This is a genomic window from Gaiella occulta (assembly GCF_003351045.1).
GTDB lineage: Bacteria > Actinomycetota > Thermoleophilia > Gaiellales > Gaiellaceae > Gaiella > Gaiella occulta.
The window spans coordinates 33715-53725 of record NZ_QQZY01000004.1; the positions used below are offsets into that span (position 1 = coordinate 33715).

Here is a 20011-nt window from a genome sequence, read left to right on the forward strand (position 1 = left end):
GATAAGTGAGTGAATAATCACTCACGAGAGATGACGACGACGACACGCAAGACAGCCGACGAGCGGCGTGCCGCGGTGCTCGACGCGGCGACGAAGGAGTTCGCCGCCAAGGGGCTCCACGGCGCGTCGACCGAGGACATCGCCCGCATGGCAGGCATCTCGCAGCCCTACCTGTTCCGGCTCTTCGGCACGAAGAAGGAGCTCTACCTCGCCGCGTCGCGGCGTGCCATCGACCACCTCTACGAGGTATTCGAGGATGCGTCCGCCGGCAAGGCCGGGGCGGACGCGCTCCATGCGATGGGGGACGCGTACGAGACGGTGATGTCCGACCGCGACCGGCTCATGCTGATGCTGAAGTGCTGGGCCTCGTGCGACGATCCGGACATCTGCGAGGTCGTCCGCGGCGCGTGGCGCAACCTCGTCGATCTCGCCGAGCGCCGCTCGGGCGAGTCCCCCGAGGTCGTGAGCACGTTCTTCTCGAAGGGCGCGCTGCTCACGATCCTGATGGGGATGGAGGCCTTCACGCGCCCCGAGCCGTGGTCGAACCGCCTCATCGAGGGCTGCCAGGCGGGATTGACGGAGTAGGCAGGCGGCTCTCTTTTTTTCACCAGATAGATAGTGATTGCTCACAATCCTCTGACAGAACAGGAAAGGACGGCCTCGCGATGACCCAGCGCGCGACCACCCTGTGGACGTTCGCGATCACCTCGATCGCGCTGTTCATGGTCTCCCTCGACAACCTCGTCGTCCCCACCGCGATCCCCGTCATCCGCGCCGACCTCGGCGCCTCCCTCGAGAGCCTCGAGTGGACGGTCAACGCCTACACGCTCACCTTCGCCGTGCTCCTGCTCACGGGAGCCGCCCTCGGCGACCGCTTCGGCCGCCGCCGCGTGTTCTCGCTCGGCGTCGGCGTCTTCAGCGCCGGCTCGATCGCCGCGGCGCTCGCACCGAGCGTCGAGGCGCTGAACGTCGCGCGCGCGCTTCAGGGCCTCGGCGGAGCGGTCGTCATGCCGCTGACGCTGACGATCCTCTCGGCGGCGGTGCCGCCGGAGAGGCGCGGGCTCGCGCTCGGCGCCTGGGGCGGCATCGGCGGGCTCGCGATCGCCTTCGGCCCGCTCGTCGGCGGCGCCGTCGTGCAGGGCTTCTCGTGGCAGTGGATCTTCTGGCTCAACGTGCCGATCGGCCTGCTGCTCGTGCCGATGGCGCTCTCGCGCCTGCAGGAGACCCATGGTCCGCAGGGCAGGCTCGACCTGCCCGGCGTCGGCCTTGCGAGCGCGGGGCTGTTCGGAGTCGTCTGGGGCCTCGTGCGCGGCAACGGGCAGGGCTGGGCGAGCCCCGAGATCACCGTCGCGCTCGCTGCCGGCCTCGTGCTGCTGGCCGCGTTCGTCGTGTGGGAGCGGCGCGCGCCCTCGCCGATGCTGCCGCTGCGCTTCTTCCGCAACGCCGCCTTCTCGCTCGCCAACATCGCCTCCCTGCTCATGTTCTTCGGCATGTTCGGCTCGATCTTCCTGCTGACGCAGTTCTTCCAGACGGTGCAGGGGTATTCGCCGCTCGGCTCGGGCCTGCGGATCCTGCCGTGGACGCTGGCGCCGATGTTCATCGCCCCGCTCGCGGGCGCGATGTCGGACCGGATCGGCCCCAAGCGGATCCTCGGCGTCGGCCTCGTGCTGTAGGCGATCGCGCTCGGCTGGATCGCAGCCGTGTCCACGCCGACGACCCCGTACTCCCGGCTCGTGCTGCCGTTCGTGATGGCCGGCGTCGGCATGGCGCTGTTCTTCGCACCGATGGCGAACCTCGTGCTGTCGGCCGTGCGCAGCGAAGAGGAGGGCCAGGCCTCGGGCGCCAACAACGCGATCCGCGAGCTCGGCGGCGTCTTCGGCGTCGCGGTGCTGGCGTCGATCTTCTCCCGCTACGGCGGCTACGGCACGGGCGGGTCGTTCGTCGACGGGATGACGCCCGCGCTCTGGCTCGGCGCCGCCGCCGTCGCGCTCGGCGCGCTCGCCGCCTTCCTCGTCCCCGCGCGCCGCGGCGCCGCGGAGGTGACCTCCGGCGTGCGCATGTCGCCCGAGCTCGCCGATGCCGCGCCGCCCGTCCTCTAGGGCACAGAGGCGCGTGCGCGGGCGTGAACCGCGTCCCCGCACGCGCCTGCGCTGCTTATCTGGTGCCGTGTCAGCGCTGATCGTCTCTCGCGCGCGGCTCGTGACGGTGGTCGCGGCGCTCGCGATCGTGGTCGCGTTCGCCGCCGGCAACACGGTCGTGCCGCGCATGAACGCGGGCGCCGACCAGTTCGCCGACCTCTCCTCCGAGAGCCGGCTCGCGAACCGCGAGGTGGAGCGGCGCACGGGCGTCGAGGCCGACCCGGGCATCCTCGCGCTCGTGCGCGGCGGCGCCGGCGAGGTCGCGCGCGTGCGTGCCCGCATCGCCGCCGACCCGTCGGTCGCGCTGACCCTCGTCGACGACCGCGGCGTCGTGCTCGTGTTCCTGCGCTCCGGCGCCGGCGAGGACTCGAAGGCCGCCGCCGACCGGCTCGCCCGCGCCTTCGCCCGCGACGCGAACGTGCGGCTCGGCGGCGGCGTGATCGCGTCGCGGCAGGTGACCGAGGCGATCCAGAGGGATCTGCGCCGGGCCGAGCTGATCGCGTTCCCGCTCGTCCTCCTGCTCTCGTTCTGGGTCTTCCGCGGGCTCGTGGCCGCGTTCCTGCCGCCGCTCGTCGGCGCCGGCGCGATCGCGCTCACGCTCCTCGGGCTCCGCGTCGGCGTGGAGGTGCACCCGCTCTCGGTGTTCGCGCTCAACCTCGTCACGGGCCTCGGCCTCGGGCTCGCGATCGACTACTCGCTGTTCGTCGTCTCGCGCTGGCGGGAGGAGGCGCGCCGCACCGGGTTCGGCCCCGAGGCGATGGCGCGCACGCTCCGCACGGCCGGCCGCACCGTGCTCTTCAGCGCGCTCACGGTCGCCGCGTCGATGGCGTGCCTGCTCGTGTTCCCGCAGCAGTTCCTCTACTCGATGGGGCTCGGCGGCGTGCTCGTCGCGCTCTCGGCCGGTGTCGTCGCGCTCGTGCCGCTGCCGGCCTTCCTCTACTGGCTCGGCCCCCGGATCGACGCGCTCGCGCCGCGGCGCCTGCAGCAGCCGCCGTCGGGCGGTCGCTGGGCGCGGCTCGCGGCATGGGTGATGCGGCGTCCTGGGCGGGTCGCCGCGCTCTCCGCGGCGGTGCTCGTGCTGCTCGCCGCCCCGGCGCTCGGCGTGCACTTCGTCGGCGTCGACGCGAGCACGCTGCCGGCGTCGGCGAGCGCGCGTCAGGTCGCGGAGGCGCTCGACCGCGGCGGGGTGAGCGGGCGCTACGCCCCGATCACCGCGGTCGCGGACGCGCGGCCGGGCGACGTCGCGGTCGCGCGCATCGCGGCGCTTCCCGGCGTCGCGGCCGTGCTGCCCGCGCGCGAGGCGGCTCCCGGCCTCTGGCGTCTCGACGTGCTGCCGCGCGAGAAGGGGCTCGCCGCGTCCACGCAGCGCGTCGTCCGCGAGGTGCGCAGGCTGCTGCCGGACGCGCGCGTGACCGGCCAGACGGCGGCGTTCGTCGACCAGCAGGCGAGCCTCGCCCGGCACCTGCCGTGGGCGCTCGGGATCCTCGCCCTCACCACCGCGCTGCTGATCTTCCTCTTCACCGGCTCGCTGCTGCTGCCGTTGAAGTCGCTCGTCATGAACGTCTTCACGCTCGGCGCCTCGTTCGGCATCCTCGTGCTCGTGTTCGAGCGCTGGCGCGGCCTCGACGGCCTCGAGTCGACGCAGCCGATCCTCCTCGGCGCGACCGCGTTCGGCCTCTCCACCGACTACGCGATCTTCCTCTTCTCGCGCATCAGGGAAGCACGCGACCGCGGCCTCCGCAACCGTGCCGCCGTCGCCGACGGGCTCGAGCGCACGGGACGCATCGTGACGGCGGCGGCGCTGCTGTTCTGCGTCGCGATCGGCACGTTCGCCACGTCCGGCATCTCGTTCATCCTGGAGCTCGGCGTCGGCACGGCCGCCGCCGTGGCCCTCGACGCCACGATCGTGCGGGCGCTGCTCGTGCCGAGCCTGATGGCGCTGCTCGGCGAGTGGAACTGGTGGGCGCCCGCGCCGCTGCGGCGGTTGCACGCGCGTCTCGGCCTCGCCGCGTAGGCGCGTCGAGCCAGCCGCAGGGCGGCCCTGCGGCGGCGCAGCGCCCGCCGGGCTCCCATGCGCGCCAGTGCCGCCACCAGCGCTCGTCCGGCTCCGGGGTCACGGCGACCGCGGCCCGAGCTCGCCGGGCCGGGAGCGGGAGGTTACGCTGCCCCTTCCGATGTCCGAGATCCAGGCGCTTCCGGGGGCCGCGCGCGAGCAGGGCGCGGGCGCCGTCCCCGAGCTCTCCGTCGTCGTCACCCTCTACGACGAGGCCGGCACGATCGACGAGCTCTACCGCCGCACGGTGCAGGCGCTCGACGCGCTCGGGCGGCCGTTCGAGCTCCTCTTCGTCGACGACGGCTCGACCGACGGCACCTTCGCCGCGCTCGAGCGCCTCCACGCGGCCGATCCTCGCGTGCGCGCGATCCGCTTCAAGCGGAACTTCGGCCAGCACCCCGCGATGCACGCCGGCCTGAGCCGCGCCCGCGGGGAGATCGTCGTCACGATGGACGGCGACCTGCAGAACCCGCCCGAGGACATCCCGAAGCTCGTCGCCGCCATCGAGGCCGGCTACGACGTGGCGAGCGGACGGCGGGCGGCCCGGAGCGACTCGTGGGGACGCACGCTGCCGTCGCGCCTCATCAACGGCATGCTGCGCCGCTTCACGCGCGTCGACATCTCCGACTTCGGCTGCGCCTTCAACGCCTACCGGCGCACCGTCGTCGCGCCGATGCTCGGCTCGATCGGGCGGCAGAAGTTCACGAAGGCGCTGATCCTCTCCGGCGGCGCCTCGGTGATCGAGGTCGACGTCGGCCATGCCGCCCGCCAGGGTGCGTCGCGCTACTCGCCTCTGCGCTTGACGCGGCTCGCCCTGCACGTGCTCGCCGGCTTCTGGCCGCAGCCGATCCAGTGGGCCGGCGTCATCCTCGGCTTCACCTGCTCGCTCGCGGCCGCCGCGCTCGGCGCCTACGGGGTCGTGTACTGGATCGGCGAGTCGGACTTCCCGGGCCCGCTCTTCCTCGGCGCCGCGGTGATCTTCGTGCTCGGCGTGCAGGGCTTCGTGCTCGCCCTCGTCGGCGAGTACCTCGGCCGCATCCAGCGCGAGGTCGAGGGGCGCCCGCTCTACGCGATCGAGCGGGAGATCTGACGGCGCGCCGCTAGGATCACCCCGTCGTGAGCAAGCGTGTCCTCGTCACCGGCGGCGCCGGGTTCATCTCGTCGAACGTGATCCGCCACCTGCTGGCGCGGACGCCCTACGAGGTCGTGTCGCTCGACGCGCTCACCTACGCGGGCAACCTCGAGAACCTCGCCGACGTGATGAGCCACGAGCGGCTCTCGTTCGTGCACGGCGACATCCGCGACGCGGCCCTCGTCGCCGACCTCGCCGCCGGGGTCGACGTGATCGTGAACGCCGCCGCCGAGTCGCACGTCGAGAAGTCGATCGCGGAAGGCGCTTCCGAGTTCGTGACGACGAACGTGGAGGGAACGCAGATCCTGCTCGATGCGATCCGGCGCACGCCCGTCGAGCGCTTCATCCTGATCTCGTCGAGCGAGGTGTACGGCACGGCGGAGACCGACCCGATGGACGAGCGCCACCCGCTCGAGCCGCGCAGCCCCTACGCCGCGACGAAGGCGGGAGGCGACCGGCTCGCCTACAGCTACTTCGTCACGTACGGGCTGCCGATCGTGATCGTGCGCCCGTTCAACAACTACGGCCCGCGGCAGCACCCGGAGAAGGCCGTGCCGCGCTTCATCACGCAGGCGCTCGCCGGCGAGGCGCTGACGATCCACGGCGACGGCCACGCGAGCCGCGACTGGCTGTACGTCGACGACCATGCCGAGGCGATCGAGGCGTTGATCGAGGCGCCGCTCGACGCGGTCGCGGGCGAGGTCGTCAACGTCGCCACGGGGGTCGACATCTCCGTCGCCGAGATCGCCGACCTCGTCCTCGACGCGGTCGGCAACCCGGAGGCGACGAAGGAGTACCTGCCGGAGCGGCCCGGCCAGGTCGACCGGCACATCGGCTCGACCGGCAAGATGGAGCGCCTCACGGGCTGGCGGGCGCGCACCGACTTCGCCGCCGGGCTCGAGCAGACGGTCGCCTGGTACCGCGAGAACGAGGCCTGGTGGCGGAGCGTCCTCGGTCGCGCCGACCGCGTCTCCTCGTCCTAGGCGCCGGCGCCGCCCAGCTCGGGCTGCTCGAGGCGGCCCGCGCCCGCGGCGTCCACGTGATCGCGGCCGACAGGGATCCGCAGGCGCCCGGGTTCGCGCTCGCCGACGAGCGTGCCCTCATCTCGTCGGAGGACGAGCAGGCGATCGAGCGGCTCGCGCGCGCGCGCGACGTCGACGGGCTCGTCTCCCCCGGGGCCGACTGGCCCGTGGGGATCGCCGCCCGCGTCGCCGCGCATCTCGGCCTGCCGCACCCGATCGACGGCGCCGCCGCGGTGCTCGCGACGACGAAGACGCGCCAGCGGGAGCGCCTCGCCGCCGCCGGGGTGCCGCAGCCGCGCACGTTCGCCGCCGGCGACCCGGAGATCGCGTTCCCGTGCGTCGTCAAGGCGCCCGACCGGCAGGGCCAGCGCGGTCTCACGCTCGTGCGCGAGCGCTCGGCGCTGGCCGCCGCGATCGAGGCCGCCGTCGCAGAGTCGCGAGGCGGATCGGCCCTTGTCGAAGAGCTCGTCGACGGCCCCGAGGTGACCGTGAACGCCGTCTCGGTCGACGGCCGCTTCGTCCCGCTCACCGTCACCGACCGCCTCACGGCGGAGCCGCCCGCCTTCGGTGTCGCGCTCGCGCACGCCTGGCCGAGCGCGATCGACGAACGGCCGCCGATCGAGGTCGCGCGGGAGGCGGCGACGGCGCTCGGGGTGCGGAACGGCCCCACGTACACGCAGATCCGCGTCGGCGCCGACGGCCCGAAGGTGGTCGAGGTCGCGGCGCGTCTCGGCGGCGGTCACGACGCCGAGCTGTGCCGTGCCGCCGTCGGCGTCGATCTCAACGATCTCGCCGTCTCGTTCGCCCTCGGCGAGCCGCCGACGGCAAGCGGCTCGGATCCGCAAGCGCTGCCTTCCGTCGGCGGGGCGTGCGTCCTCTTCCTCGTCGCGCCCGAAGGGGTGCTGCGCGCGGTCGAAGGGGTGGAGGCGGCCGAAGCCGTCGAGGGAGTCGAATGGGTGCGAACCTACCGGCGCCCCGGCTGGCGCTTCGGGCCGCTGCGGCGCGGCGCAGACCGTGCCGGTGCCGTGCTCGCGGTCGGCGCGGATCGCGACGACGCGCTCGGGCGGGCCCGCCGTGCCGCGCAGGCCCTACGCTTCCTGGTCGATGCAGACGCGTCGTAGCTCCCGGCTCGGCTTCCAGCCGCCCGCCGTCGGCGAGGAGGAGGTCGCGGCCGTGGCCGACGCGCTCCGCTCCGGCTGGCTCACCACGGGGCCGCGGGCGGCGCTGCTCGAGGAGCGCATGGCCGCCTATCTCGAGGCGAAGCACGTCCTCGCGGTCGCCTCGGGCACGGCGGCGCTGCACCTGTCGCTGCTCGCGCTCGGGGTCGGGCCCGGCGACGAGGTGATCACGAGCCCGATCACGTGGCCCGCGACCGCGAACGTGATCGAGCATTGCGGCGCCACGCCGGTGTTCTGCGACGTGCGGCCCGGCGACCTCAACATCGACCCCGCGCTCGTGCCCGGCCTTCTCAGCGAGCGCACGAAGGCGATCATGCCCGTGCACCTCGCCGGCCAGCCGGCCGACCTCGACCCGCTCCTCGCGCTCGGGCTGCCGGTCGTCGAGGACGCCGCCCACGCCGCCGAGAGCGCCTACCGGGGCCGCAAGATCGGCTCCATCTCCGACGCCGCCTGCTTCTCGCTGTACGCGACGAAGAACATCGCCGCCGGCGAGGGCGGCCTCGTCGCGACCGACCGCGACGACGTCGCGCAGGCGATCCGCGACATGCGGCTGACCCGGCGCGGGGACGGCGCCCGCTACGACCAGGTGAGCGCGGGCTTCAAGGCGAACCTGCCCGACGTGCTGGCGGCGATCGCGCTCGTGCAGCTCGACCGCGTCGAGGAGCACGCGCGCATCCGCGCCCGGCAGTTCGCCCTCTACGACGAGGGCCTCGCCGGCCTCGCCGGCATCGAGCCGCTCGAGCGCGACCCGCGCGACACGCACGCGCTGCACCTCTACATCGTGCGCATCGACCCGGCCGCGGCCGGCGCCTGCCGCGACGACTACCAGCGGGCGCTCGACGTGGAGCTGATCGGCACGAGCATCCACTTCCTGCCCGTGCACCGGCTGACGTGGTTCCGCGGCCGCTACCCGTCCCAGCCGCCGCTGCCGGTCGCGGAGCGGGCAGGCGACGAGGTGCTGTCACTGCCGCTCTCGCCCGCGCACTCCGAGGCGGACATCCTCGACGCCGTCGACGCGATCCGGCGCGTGCACGCGCGCTTCACCGCATGAGCGCGCGCAGGGCGATCCGCGTGGCCGCGACGGTGGCGTTCACCGCGCTCGCCGCCGGCTACATCCTGTGGAAGATCGACCTCGGCAAGACGGCCGACACGCTCGCGTCGGCCAACCCGTGGTGGTTCGCGCTCGCCTGCACGATCATGATCGTCACCGCCGTGCCGATGGCGCTGCGCTGGCAATGGCTGCTCGCGGCGCAGGGCATCCACGACCGCTTCGCGTGGCTGACGCGGGCGTACTTCGTCTCCTACACGGCCGGGCAGATCCTCCCGACCGCGATCGGCGGCGACGCCGTCCGCATCTACGAGACGGCGAGGCGCCATCCCGGCCGCACCGCCGACCTGACCGCGATCGTGGTGCTCGAGCGCGGCCTCGGCGGCGCAGCCACGGTGCTGCTCGGCGCCGCCGGCTTCGTGCTCGCGATCGGCCGCTACGACGTCGGCGCCTACCTGTGGCTCGAGGGGGCGTTCGTGGCCGGCACCGCCGTCGCGATCGTCGTGTTCTTCTCGCGCGCCGCGCGACCGCTGCTGCGCCGGCTTTCGCCGCTGCTTGCGCGCGTGCGGCTCGAGCGGCCGCTGCGCGGCTTCTACGAGGGCGTGCACCACTTCCGGGGCCACCCGCGCCTGCTGCTCGAGGTGTTCGTCTTCACGACCGTGATCCAGGCCGTGCGCATCCTCGCCATCTGGGCCGCGTGCCGCGCGGTGGGGATCGAGCTCGGGCCGCGCATCTACTACGTGATGGGGCCGCTCTTCTTCCTCGTGCTGCTCGTGCCGTTCACCCTCAACGGCTTCGCGGTGCGCGAGGCGTTCTTCGTCAGCTTCCTCGGCAGCGTCGGCGTGGGTGCGGACGCCGCGTTCGCCGCCGGCTTCCTCTTCTTCCTCGTCACCGTGGCGCTCGCCCTTCCGGGCGGCGCCGTCCTGCTGTGGGAGGGCGTCCGCGGGGGGGCGCGGCCGCGCATCGAGCATGGCTGACGTCGCCGCCGTCGTCGTCACCTACAACGCGCTGCCGTGGATCGAGCAGTGCCTGGCGAGCGTGGAGGGAACCGAGGCCGTCGTCGTCGACAACGGCTCCGGCGACGGCACCGTCGCCCTCGTGCGCGAGCGCTTCCCCCGCGTGCGGCTGCTCGAGCAGCCCAACCGCGGCCTCGCCGCGGGATGGAACGCGGGGCTCGCCGCGACGGAGAGCAGGTGGGTGCTCATCCTCAACGCCGACGCATGGCTCGTCGGCGACGCGCTTGCGCAGCTCGTCGCGGTGGGCGACGCGCATCCCGACGTCGCGGTCGTGGGGCCGAAGCTGCTCGACCGCGACGGCTCCCTGCAGCGGTCGGTGCGCGGCTTCCCGACCCGCTGGCGCCTCGCCACCGAGTACCTCTACCTGCGCAAGCTCGCGCCGCGCAGCCGGCTGCTGAACGCGTTCTACGCCGGGGGGTTCGATCACGAGAGCGAGCGCGAGGCCGAGTTCGTGATGGGCGCCTGCATGCTCGTGCGCCGGGCCGCGATCGACGAGGTGGGGCCGCTCGACGAGGGCTTCTTCCTCTTCAGCGAGGAGGTCGACTGGTGCTACCGCTTCGCCCGGGCCGGCTGGAAGACGCTGTTCACCCCGGCCGCCAGCTGCGTGCACGTCGGCGGCGCCTCGCACGGCGGGCGGCTCCTGCGCGAGAACGTGCGCGGGCACCTGCGCTTCTTCGCCAAGCACCACGGGACGGACGAGGCGGAGAAGGTGCGCAAGCTGCTGCGGGCGGCGCTCGCGCTGCGCGGCCGGGTCGTGCGGGGCGAGCGCGGCGCGCTCTACCGCGATACCGCGCGCTGGCTCGCCTCCGGCGACGTGGCGACGCTGATCGAGCGATGAGCTCCCTGCTCCTGTTCCTGCGCCTCGCGCTCGCGACCGGCATCGTGCTGGCGCCCGGGGCGATGCTCGCGCGGGCCGTGGGGGTGCGCTCCACGTCTGCGACGCTCGCCTGGGGCCTCTCCGTCGTGTTCGGGGCGATGGGCGTCACGTTCCTCGTGCACGGGTCGCTCACCCTGACGCTCGTGCTGGCGGCCGCCGCCGCGCTCGTCGCGGCCCCGCTCGCGGCGCGGAGGGCGACGGGGAGCGGCGTGCCGGGCCGGCCCGTCGTGTGGCTTGCCGGCATCGTGCTCGGGGTCGCGCTCTGGCACGTGGCCGGAGAGATCGGCGGCGACGGCCTCTTCCACCTCGCCCGCGTGCGCAAGCTGCTCGCCTTCGACGATCTCTCGCTGTCGTCGCCGAACGAGTTCGCCGACGGCGGCCTCCACCCCGGCTACGCGTTCCCGCTCTGGCACGGCTTCCTCGCCCTCGTCGCGCGGGTGGCGTTCGTCGACCCGTCGCAGGCGCTGCTGCACGAGCCCTCGATCCTGGCCCCGCTCGCGCTGCTCACCGCCTACGAGGCGGGCTACGCCCTCTTCCGCCGCTCCGTCCCGGCGGCGGCGGCCGCGGCGGCGAGCGTCGCGCTCGTCGCGATGGCCCCCGGCGGCGGCGGCGCGTACACGGCGCTGTCGCTGCCCGCGACCGCGTCCCGTCAGATCCTCGTTCCCGCCGCCCTCGCGCTCGCGCTCGCGGCCGTGCGCCGGCCCTCGCCCGGGCTGCTCGCCTCCGCCGGCGCCGCCTCGCTCGTGCTGGCGGTCGTGCACCCGACGTACGCGCTCTTCCTGTGGATCCCGTTCGGCGGCTTCCTCGCGGTGCGCTGGGCCTGGCACGGGAAGGACGTTCGCGGCGGCGCGCTCGCGCTCGCCGCGCTCGTCGTGCCGGCGGGCGCCTTCCTCGCGTGGCTTGTGCCCGTCGTGCGCGGCACCGCGTCCGTGAGCCCCGACGCCGCGGAGCGGGCGCGCGCCTTCGCCCAGTATGCGGGCCAGGTGCGCGGCACGGTCGACCGCTTCTCGCTCGCGCCCGAGCTGTTCGGGCGCGCGGGCGCCGTGGCGGTCGCCGCGCTCCTGCTCGTCCCCCTCGCCGCGCTCGCGTCGAAGCGGCGCTGGGCCGCCTACGTCGTCGGCGGCTCGCTGGCGATCTTCGCGCTCACGCTGCTGCCGCCGCTGTTCACGCCGTTCTCGGACGCCGTCTCGCTGTCGCAGTCGCGCCGGCTCGCCGGCTTCCTGCCCTTCGCCTTCGCCTTCGCCGGCGGCGTCGGCGTGCTGGCGCGCCTGCTCGGCCCCGCGGCGGCTCCCGTCGCGCTCGCGGCCGGCATCGGCCTGCAGTGGCGCGCCCCTGGCGACTTCGGCTACCGGCTCGAGCACGGCGGGCCGGCATGGGTGACGTGGGTCGCGGCCGCCGGCGCCGCCGTCGCGCTCGCCCTCGGCCTCTGGCGCGGCCTCGAGGTCGAGACGACCGCGGCGCTCGCCTCCGCGCTGCTGCTCGCGCCCGTGTTCGTCCACGGGCTGTCGCACTGGTCGCCGTCGAGCGAGCGGCGGCCGAGCCCGCTCACGCCCGGCCTCGTCGCGGCCCTGCGCGACGCCGTCCCCGCGGGGGACACCGTCTACTCCGACCTCGAGTCGAGCTACCGCATCGCCGCCTTCGCGCCCGTGTACGTCTGCAACGCTCCGCCCGGCCACGTCGCGGACACGGAGAAGAACCGGCCGTACGTCCGCCGCGAGCGCTGGCGGCGCTTCAACCGCACCGGCGAGCTCGGGATCCCGCGCCGCTGCGGGGCGCGCTGGCTCGTCGTCGATCGCTCGCGCTTCACGACGGCGCCGAAGCTCCCGGTCGTCTACCGCGACGGCCGCTACACGCTCTACCGCCTCGCGCGGTAGCCGCTGCGGGCGCGGCTTCGGTCGGCGCGGCCGCCGCCGCGCGCCGGCTCGGGGCTCGATCGCGGAGAACGGACGGCCCCGCGACGGGGGTCTCCCGTACCATCGCCCGGGTGAAGGTCCTGCTCGTCAGCTTCTACTTCCCGCCTGCCGGCGGCGGCGGCGTGCAGCGGCCGCTGAAGCTCGCGCAGTACCTTCCGGGGCTCGGCATCGAGACGCACGTGCTCGCGCCCGACGACCCGCAGTGGATCCACCGGGACGAGGGCCTGCGCGTACCGACCCAGGCATGGGTGCACCGGGCCCGCTACCTCGGGCCGGGCGGTCGCAGGCCGGCCGAGGAGCTGCACGGCAAGCAGGGCCTGGCCCGTATCACCACCCAGGCACGGCTGTTCGGACGGCGTGCGCTCGTGCCCGACGAGAACGTGCCGTGGAGCCTGACGGCGATACCGGCGGCGATCCGGCTCGTGCGGCGGCACGGGATCGACGTCGTGATCACGACCTCGCCGCCGAACTCGATCCATCTCGTCGGCGCCGCCGTCAAGCGCGCCACTGGCGCGAGGTGGGTGGCCGACCTGCGCGACTCGGCCGTCGCCCACGTGCACCGCCGCTCCGAGAGCGCGGCCGTCCGTGCGAAGGAGAAGGTCGACCTCGGCGTGGCGAAGCTCGTCGCCCGCTCGGCCGACGCGATCGTCTGCGTCGCCGACTTCATCGCCGACGAGGTGCGCGCGCTCGGGCCGCGCGGTGCCGTCGCGACGATCCCGAACGGCTCCGACTTCGACGACTTCGACGGTCTCGACTACACGCCGGGCGAGCGGCTGCGGATCACGCACACCGGCAGCTTCTTCGGCAAGCGCGACCCGCGCCCGTTCCTGCAGGCGCTGCACGACGCGGGCGTGGACGCGACGGCGCGCTTCCTCGGCGACTTCCGCAGCGCCGACCGCGAGTGGGCCCGCCGGCTCGACCTGGGCGAGAAGCTCGAGCTGATCCCCTATGCCCCGCGGGCGACCTCGCTCGCCCTGCAGCGCGACTCCGAGGCGCTCCTGCTGCTGATCCCGGATGCCGGCGGCCGCGGCCAGGGCGTGCTGTCGGGGAAGGTGTTCGAGTACCTCGCCGCCCGGCGGCCGATCCTCGCCGCCGTGCCGCCCGGCGGCGCCGCCGCCGAGCTGATCCTCGCAGCCGGCGCGGGCGTCGTCGCGGCGCCCGACGACGTCGACGGGCTGCGCGAGGCGATCGTCGAGCTCGACCGTCGCTTCCGCTCGGGCGGGCTGCCCGACGTCGATCTCTCCGACGAGTGGATCGACCGCGTCTCGCGGCTCTCCCGCGTCGAGGAGACCGCCGAGCTGCTGCGGGCGCTCGCATGAGCCGGCGCCAGCCCGTTCTCGACGCGCTGTTCTTCGCCACGGTCTTCACCGTCACCTTCGCGAAGATCTACTGGACGCTCGCGGGCGACCTGTCGCTCTCGGACGTGCTGACGGCGCTGTTCCTCGTCGCGTTCGCGGTCAACCGGCTCGAGCACCTCGACGCGCGCGTCGCGCGCTGCGCCGCCGTCACGCTCGGGTTCTTCGCGGCGTTCCTCGCCGTCTACCTGCTCGGCTTCTTCAACCTCGACACGGCCGAGGCGCTCGCCCAGTGGGCGAAGGGGATGGTCAAGTTCCTGCTGCACTTCCTGTTCCTGTTCGCCGCCGTCGCGCTCGTCGCGCGCCGCGGCGAGCGCTTCTACTGGTGGGCGCTCGGCACCTTCTGCGCGGGACTGGTGTTCAACGCCCTCTACGGCCTGCTGCAGCTCGGCGTCGCCCAGGCGAGCGGCGCGAACCTCGACGCGGCCGTCCTGTCGCCGCTGACGGGCGGGGCGAGCCAGATCAACGTCTACGGCGCGATCGAGGGCGCGAACGTGTACCGGCCGAACGCGCTCACCGGCGACCCCAATCACCTCGGCATCGAGCTCGTCGTCCCGCTGCTCGTGCTGCTGCCGATCTACCTGCGGCTCGAGCGGGGCCACCGGCTGCGCACGCCGCTGATGCTCACGCTGATGTTCCTGTTCCTGACGGAGCTCGCGACGCTGTCGCGCAGCGGCTTGCTCGGCCTCGCCAGCGGGCTGCTCGTGCTCGCCCTCCCGTACGGGCGCAAGCTCCTCTCGCGGCAGGTCCTGCTGCCGCTCGCGGGAGTGGGCCTCGCGCTCGCCGCCGTCGTCGCACAGCGCGCGGACTTCTTCCGCACGGTGCTGCGCTCGCGCGTCGACACGGGCGCCAACGGCACGTCGACCCACTTCGCCGTCTACGGGTTCATCCCGGACGTGCTCGCGCAGAACCCGCTGCTCGGCCTCGGGCTGAACAACTTCGCCGTCTACTACGAGTTCGTCACCGGGCGCACCAACTTCGGGCCGCACTCGTTCTACGTGGCCCTGTTCGTCGAGACCGGCCTCGTCGGCGCGGCGCTGTTCGCGGTCTTCCTCGGATACCTGTTCCGGCGGCTCTCGCTCTGCCGCCGCATCGGTCGCGCGCTCGCCGCGGGCGGAGACGCGGCCGCCGCGCGCGTGAGCCCGCTCGCGTGGGGGCTGACCGCCGCGCTCGTCGGCACGATGGCCGCCAATCTCTTCTACCTGACGATGTCGTTCTACTACTTCTTCGTGCTGGCGATGCTGATCGTCGCCGCGCCCGCCGTGTTCGGCAGGCGGCTCGCGCCCACATGAGGGTCCTCGTCCTGACGACGTCGTACCCGCGAGATGCCGGCGACGTCGCAGGCCGCTTCGTCCAGGACGCGGTCGAGCACCTGCGCGCGGAAGGAGTGGAGGTCGCGGTCGTGTCGCCGGCGTCGTTCCGCCACTTCGGCATCGCCTACGGGGACGGCATCGCCAACAACCTGCGTGCGGCGCCGTGGCGGCTGCTGCTGCTGCCGCTGTTCTTCCTCTCGTTCGCGCGTGCGGCGCGGCGGGCGGCGGGCGGCGCCGACGTCGTGCACGCGCACTGGCTTCCGTCCGCCGTCGCCGGCCTCGCGACGCGGAGGCCGCTCGTCGTGCAGCTCTGGGGCACGGACGTCGAGCTCGCGAAGAGGCTGCCGTGGCTCTTCCGGCCCGTGCTCCGGCGTGCACGCGTGGTCGTGTGCGCGTCCAGGGCCCTGGCCGCGGACGCGCGTGCCCTCGGTGCAGGTGACGTCCGCGTGATAGCGAGCGGTGTCGACATTCCCGCGGCCGTCGGCGAGCCCGACGAGCCGCCGCACGTGCTCTACGTCGGCCGGCTGTCGGAGGAGAAGGGGGTGCGGGAGCTTGCCGAGGCGGCGGCCGGTCTGCCGCTCGCCGTCGTCGGCGACGGGCCGCTCCGGCATCTCTTCCCTCAGGCCGTGGGCTTCGTGCCCCGCGACGAGCTGGGGGCGTACTACGAGCGTGCGGCCGTCGTGGTGGTGCCTTCGCGGCGTGAGGGCTACGGCGTCGTCGCCCGCGAGGCGATGGCGCACGGGCGCGCCGTGGTGGCGACCCGCGTCGGCGGGCTGCCCGACGCGATCGAGGACGGCGTCACGGGGCTGCTCGTGCCTCCGTGCGAGGTCGGTGCGTTGCGGGCGGCGCTGGAGCGGCTGCTTGGCGACGCGGAGTTGCGCGCGCGGCTCGGCTCGGCGGCGCGGGAGCGGGCGCGGGCCGCGTTCTCGTGGGACGCGGCGGCGGCGGCGACGCTTGCCGCCGACCGCGACGCGCACACTCCCGGGTAGCCGCCCCTGCAACGGGTTGGGGTCGATCGCATGGAGTAACGGCTCGACCCTTCGATGCTGTGACCGGCGATGGAGCACGCGATTGAGGTTGACTACAACCTCGAGACGCTGGTGGCAAAGCGCGTTGTCGGCAAGGCTGAGATCCTCATCGAAAGGTTGGACAACTGAGCTGTGACTGCTATTCTCCGCGTACGAGCCGTAAGGCCCGTGACTAACTGGGGCCCTCTACGGGCCCTTTCCTATTCTTGGAGGTCGCCGGATGGATCGCTTTGGCGTCTTTGTCGATGCGGGATATCTGTACGCGGCGTCCGGGAAGCTCCTCTTCGGAACGACGGACCGAAAGAAGTTCTCACTGAACTTCGAGTCCATCGTCGAGCGGCTGATCGCTCTTGGCAAAAAGGATTCAGGGTCATCGTATCTGCGTACCTACTGGTACGATGGCGCCAGAAACGCGGTACCATCTGCGCAGCATCTCATTGTTGCCAATCTCTCCGGGGTGAAGCTTCGTCTCGGCCGTCTGACCCCTCATGGTCAGAAGGGTGTCGACTCACGGATCGTGCGAGATCTCATCGTTCTCGCCACGCAGCAGGCGATCTCGACCGCGTACCTCATTGGCGGAGACGAGGACCTACGCGAGGGAGTCAGCGAGGCACAGGAGCGCGGAGTTCGCGTTGTCCTCGTGGGCGTCGAACCACTGAATGAGCAGAATCTCTCACCAACGCTCGCGATGGAGTCCGACGACGTGCTCGTTCTCAAACGTGACTTTGTAGAACGCCACTTCCGCCTTCGTGATCCCGAGTTCGTCGAGGTGATCGAGCCGGCGGATCCGACCGACGTCGAAGCGCACGGCGGCGTGTTCGCACTCGCCTGGAGCGAGAAGGCGTCGCCCGAAGAGCTAGGAGCGGTGATCGAGCAGATCTCTCGATCGATCCCACCCGAGATCGACCGACAACTTCTCGCGTACGGTGCCGGCGCGCTCAAGGTCGGAAGGCTAGCGGACGAGCCGAAGCGGCAGCTCCGGCTAGGGTTCGGCAATACGCTCAAGAGTTTGGGCGCGTCGGCGCCCACGGACGAAGAGGAGGACACGTAGTGGAACGTATGCTCCGCACCGCTTGGGCGAGCGCGGTCTGAATGAGTCCCGCGAGTACGACCGTGCGTAGCTCTGCGGTGATTCAGTGATGCGATTCGTCTCACCCATCTCTTTCCTCTATCCTGAGCGCCTGGCTGGAGCGCCCTCCGCGTGGATCCCGCATGTCCCATTTGCGTTCTGGCTCGTCGAGGCGCTCAGGCCGTCTTCGATCGTTGAACTCGGCACGCACACAGGCGTCTCGTACTTCGCGTTCTGCCAGGCCGTTCAGCACCTCGGGCTCGATACTCGCTGCCGCGCTATCGATTCGTGGCTCGGTGACGAACACGCGGGATATTATGGCGAAGACATCTACGAGGACGTGCGCGCCTATAACGATGCGCATTACTCAAAGTTTTCCGAGCTTCTACGTATGACCTTCGATGAAGCAGCATCGCGCTTCGCCGATGGCTCCGTCGACCTTCTCCACATCGATGGGTGCCACATGCACGAGGCAGTGCGCCACGACTTCGAGACATGGTCACCCAAGCTTTCCCAGCGTGCAGTCGTTCTCTTCCACGACACCAATGTGCAGGAGAGAGGATTCGGAGTCTTCCGCCTCTGGGATGAGCTCAGGGAACAGTATCCGCACTTCGAGTTTCTGCACGGATCTGGGCTCGGCGTGCTCGGCTGGGGACCGACAGGCTCCACGGATATAAATGCTCTCCTAAGCCTGAATCAGAACGCGGTGCTCATAGCTAAGACCAGGGCCGCGTACGAACGTCTCGGGGGGAGTCTCCTCGACTGGCATGGGATTCGCGATGTAAGTGCGGAGCCTGTCGCGCGCCACACTGGCGCGGATCGATCCCGGATCGACATCGCAGCCCGGGACGCCGAGATAGAGCGCCTTCAGCACGAGACGTTTGTCCTCCGCAGCGACCTGGATCGGACGGCCGCCGCCCTTGCGGAGCTCCGGCAGAGTTCTACGTGGAGGGCCACGGCGCCCGTGCGTTCTTTCCTTGCCTCACGACCTCGGCTGACTCGCGGACTGAGGCGCACGGCGAAGCTGGTGTGGTGGACGGTGACGTTTCAAGTCATCAGACGGCTCCGAGAGCGGCGGGAACGTGGGCGGGCTCGGCACGGTGCGCGCGGCTACGCCGACTGGATTCGCGCATACGACACCATCAGCCACGAGGACGTGGAAGCCTTGCGCAACGCCAATGCCCTCTTGACGACGCAGCCGTTGATCTCGGTCGTCATGCCTGTGTTCGAACCCGAAGAGCATTTTCTTCGTGAAGCGATCGAATCCGTCCTTGCGCAGACGTACGAAAATTGGGAGCTGTGCATTGCCGATGACGCCTCCGCCCATGCCTGCGTTCAGCGGGTGCTCGACGAGTTGCAGATATGCGATGCTCGGGTGAAGATGGTAACCAGGAAGACGAATGACGGTATTTCTGCTGCGTCGAACGATGCTCTCGAGCTCGCCTCGGGCGAATGGATAGCGCTCCTCGACCACGACGGCATACTGCGTCCACATGCTCTATTCATGATTGCTCGAACGGTCGAGAACCACCCGGGTGTGATGTACATCTATTCTGACGAAGATAAGATTGATGAGTCCGGTGCGCGGATCGATCCCTATTTCAAACCCGATTGGAATCGGACTTTATTCTATTCGCAGAATTACATATGTCATGTCTCGGCTTTCAGACGGCACCTCGCCACACGGTGCGGCGGATTTCGCGCTGCCTTCGACGGCTCTCAGAACTGGGATCTGTTTCTCCGCATGACGGCGGCTATCACACCGGAGGCAATTCATCACATTCCTCATGTTCTCTACCATTGCCGGGCGCTGCCGTCCGCTACGGACTCGATCGTAGACGCGAAGACCTGCGCAGTCGACGCGGCGACACGAGCGCTGAAGGATCGTCTGACCGCTGACGGGGTGCAAGCGGACGTGCACACCATCCGTGGGAGCTACAATCAGGTTCGCTATCGGCTGCCTGCCGACCCTCCGGGCGTGAGCATCGTCATACCGACCACAGGCAAGCTGCGATTCCTCGAGCAGTGCATCGAGGGCGTGTTGCGTCGTACCGATTACCCCAATCTTAAGGTCTTGCTCGTGCTGAGCAAGGATGCGATGAACGTCATCGAGCAGCGGTCGTACCTGGAGGAGATCGCCACTGACCCACGCGTGCGGTTGCTCCTCCACGACGACAGGCCGTTCAACTTCTCGTGGGTGAACAACTGGGCGGTCTCTCAGGTAGACGACAGCATCATCTGCTTCCTGAACGACGACACAGATCCGATCAGCGAGGGCTGGCTTCGGTCGATGGTCGGGCATCTCCTACAGGAAGGCGTCGGGGCAGTCGGTGCGAAGCTCTACTACCCCGATGGCACCATTCAGCACGCCGGCGTCGTGCTCGGACTCGGTGGTGTAGCCGATCACCTCTACCGATCGCTCCCTCGCGAGTCGGACGGCTACTTCGGACGGGCGAAATTGGATCAGGATCTCTCGTGCGTGACCGCCGGTTGCATGCTTATGAGAAAGGCTGTGTTCGACGATCTCGGCGGGTTCGACGAGTCCTGGGGCGTTGCCTTCAACGACGTCGATCTCTGCATTCGTATTCGAGAGGCCGGATGGCGGATCGTCTGGACGCCCTCTGCCGAGCTCTATCATCGCGAGTCGATCTCGCTCGGGCGACATGACGCCCCAGCACGGCGAGCGCAGTTCGAAGACGAAGTACGCATGCTCAGGGAGCGATGGGGAGCGATCCTCGACCGCGATCCGCACTACAATCCGAATCTCTCGCTCGAGCGGCAGTGGGATCTCGCGTTCCCGCCACGCGTCGCCTATCCATGGCGAGCAGCAACAGAGGCTGAGGCGATCGATCGGTCTCCCCGGTAGCCT

General features: G+C 71.4%; 14 protein-coding genes and 1 pseudogene. All 15 read left to right on the forward strand.

What is annotated here, in order from left to right:
- The first annotated feature begins 30 nt into the window (after window positions 1–30).
- A complete protein-coding gene (locus tag Gocc_RS09130; RefSeq protein ID WP_114796248.1) occupies window positions 31–585 on the forward strand; it encodes a TetR/AcrR family transcriptional regulator in 555 nt (184 codons plus the stop codon).
- 80 nt (window positions 586–665) lie between these two features.
- Window positions 666–2099 (forward strand): annotated as a pseudogene (locus Gocc_RS09135) (DHA2 family efflux MFS transporter permease subunit).
- A gap of 67 nt (window positions 2100–2166) precedes the next feature.
- Complete coding sequence (locus tag Gocc_RS09140) at window positions 2167–4152, forward strand: MMPL family transporter (protein ID WP_181813512.1); 1986 nt, start codon at window positions 2167–2169, stop codon at window positions 4150–4152.
- A 160-nt stretch (window positions 4153–4312) separates the two neighbouring features.
- A complete protein-coding gene (locus tag Gocc_RS09145) occupies window positions 4313–5281 on the forward strand; it encodes a glycosyltransferase family 2 protein (RefSeq protein ID WP_114796251.1) in 969 nt (322 codons plus the stop codon).
- Between the two features lie 26 nt (window positions 5282–5307).
- Entirely contained in the window at window positions 5308–6306 is a 999-nt protein-coding gene (locus tag Gocc_RS09150) for a dTDP-glucose 4,6-dehydratase (RefSeq protein WP_114796253.1), read from the forward strand.
- On the forward strand, window positions 6261–7466 hold the full coding sequence (locus Gocc_RS09155) for an ATP-grasp domain-containing protein (RefSeq protein WP_181813513.1): 1206 nt from the start codon (window positions 6261–6263) through the stop codon (window positions 7464–7466). Before Gocc_RS09150 ends, Gocc_RS09155 begins: the two co-directional genes overlap by 46 nt.
- Window positions 7450–8574, forward strand: a complete 1125-nt coding sequence (locus tag Gocc_RS09160) for a DegT/DnrJ/EryC1/StrS family aminotransferase (protein WP_114796255.1) — start codon at window positions 7450–7452, stop codon at window positions 8572–8574. The genes Gocc_RS09155 and Gocc_RS09160 overlap by 17 nt, the downstream gene beginning before the upstream one ends.
- Window positions 8571–9548 (forward strand): lysylphosphatidylglycerol synthase transmembrane domain-containing protein, encoded by a 978-nt coding sequence (locus tag Gocc_RS09165; protein ID WP_114796256.1) that lies wholly within the window; start codon window positions 8571–8573, stop codon window positions 9546–9548. Before Gocc_RS09160 ends, Gocc_RS09165 begins: the two co-directional genes overlap by 4 nt.
- Window positions 9541–10425: a glycosyltransferase family 2 protein gene (locus tag Gocc_RS09170; protein ID WP_114796258.1), complete on the forward strand. Its 885-nt coding sequence runs from the start codon at window positions 9541–9543 to the stop codon at window positions 10423–10425. The genes Gocc_RS09165 and Gocc_RS09170 overlap by 8 nt, the downstream gene beginning before the upstream one ends.
- Entirely contained in the window at window positions 10422–12338 is a 1917-nt protein-coding gene (locus Gocc_RS16155) for a hypothetical protein (protein WP_181813514.1), read from the forward strand. Before Gocc_RS09170 ends, Gocc_RS16155 begins: the two co-directional genes overlap by 4 nt.
- A gap of 110 nt (window positions 12339–12448) precedes the next feature.
- Complete coding sequence (locus tag Gocc_RS09175) at window positions 12449–13696, forward strand: glycosyltransferase (RefSeq protein WP_181813515.1); 1248 nt, start codon at window positions 12449–12451, stop codon at window positions 13694–13696.
- Window positions 13693–15024 carry an O-antigen ligase family protein gene (locus Gocc_RS09180; RefSeq protein ID WP_114796261.1) on the forward strand — a complete coding sequence of 444 codons (1332 nt, stop codon included), beginning with the start codon at window positions 13693–13695 and terminating at the stop codon, window positions 15022–15024. Before Gocc_RS09175 ends, Gocc_RS09180 begins: the two co-directional genes overlap by 4 nt.
- A complete protein-coding gene (locus tag Gocc_RS09185) occupies window positions 15021–16034 on the forward strand; it encodes a glycosyltransferase family 4 protein (protein ID WP_114796263.1) in 1014 nt (337 codons plus the stop codon). The genes Gocc_RS09180 and Gocc_RS09185 overlap by 4 nt, the downstream gene beginning before the upstream one ends.
- A 259-nt stretch (window positions 16035–16293) precedes the next feature.
- Window positions 16294–17124: an NYN domain-containing protein gene (locus Gocc_RS09190; RefSeq protein ID WP_114796265.1), complete on the forward strand. Its 831-nt coding sequence runs from the start codon at window positions 16294–16296 to the stop codon at window positions 17122–17124.
- Window positions 17125–17212: 88 nt separating this feature from the next.
- Window positions 17213–20008, forward strand: coding sequence for a glycosyltransferase (locus tag Gocc_RS09195; protein WP_114796266.1), 2796 nt, complete (start codon window positions 17213–17215; stop codon window positions 20006–20008).
- Window positions 20009–20011: the final 3 nt, after the last annotated feature.

Coding starts and splice junctions, on each gene's coding strand:
- Gocc_RS09130 (WP_114796248.1), top strand. CDS start 31: ATGACGACGACGACACGCAAGACAGCCGACGAGCGGCGTGCCGCGGTG.
- Gocc_RS09160 (WP_114796255.1), top strand. CDS start 7,450: ATGCAGACGCGTCGTAGCTCCCGGCTCGGCTTCCAGCCGCCCGCCGTC.
- Gocc_RS09185 (WP_114796263.1), top strand. CDS start 15,021: ATGAGGGTCCTCGTCCTGACGACGTCGTACCCGCGAGATGCCGGCGAC.
- Gocc_RS09170 (WP_114796258.1), top strand. CDS start 9,541: ATGGCTGACGTCGCCGCCGTCGTCGTCACCTACAACGCGCTGCCGTGG.
- Gocc_RS09195 (WP_114796266.1), top strand. CDS start 17,213: ATGCGATTCGTCTCACCCATCTCTTTCCTCTATCCTGAGCGCCTGGCT.
- Gocc_RS09180 (WP_114796261.1), top strand. CDS start 13,693: ATGAGCCGGCGCCAGCCCGTTCTCGACGCGCTGTTCTTCGCCACGGTC.
- Gocc_RS09165 (WP_114796256.1), top strand. CDS start 8,571: ATGAGCGCGCGCAGGGCGATCCGCGTGGCCGCGACGGTGGCGTTCACC.
- Gocc_RS09190 (WP_114796265.1), top strand. CDS start 16,294: ATGGATCGCTTTGGCGTCTTTGTCGATGCGGGATATCTGTACGCGGCG.
- Gocc_RS16155 (WP_181813514.1), top strand. CDS start 10,422: ATGAGCTCCCTGCTCCTGTTCCTGCGCCTCGCGCTCGCGACCGGCATC.
- Gocc_RS09145 (WP_114796251.1), top strand. CDS start 4,313: ATGTCCGAGATCCAGGCGCTTCCGGGGGCCGCGCGCGAGCAGGGCGCG.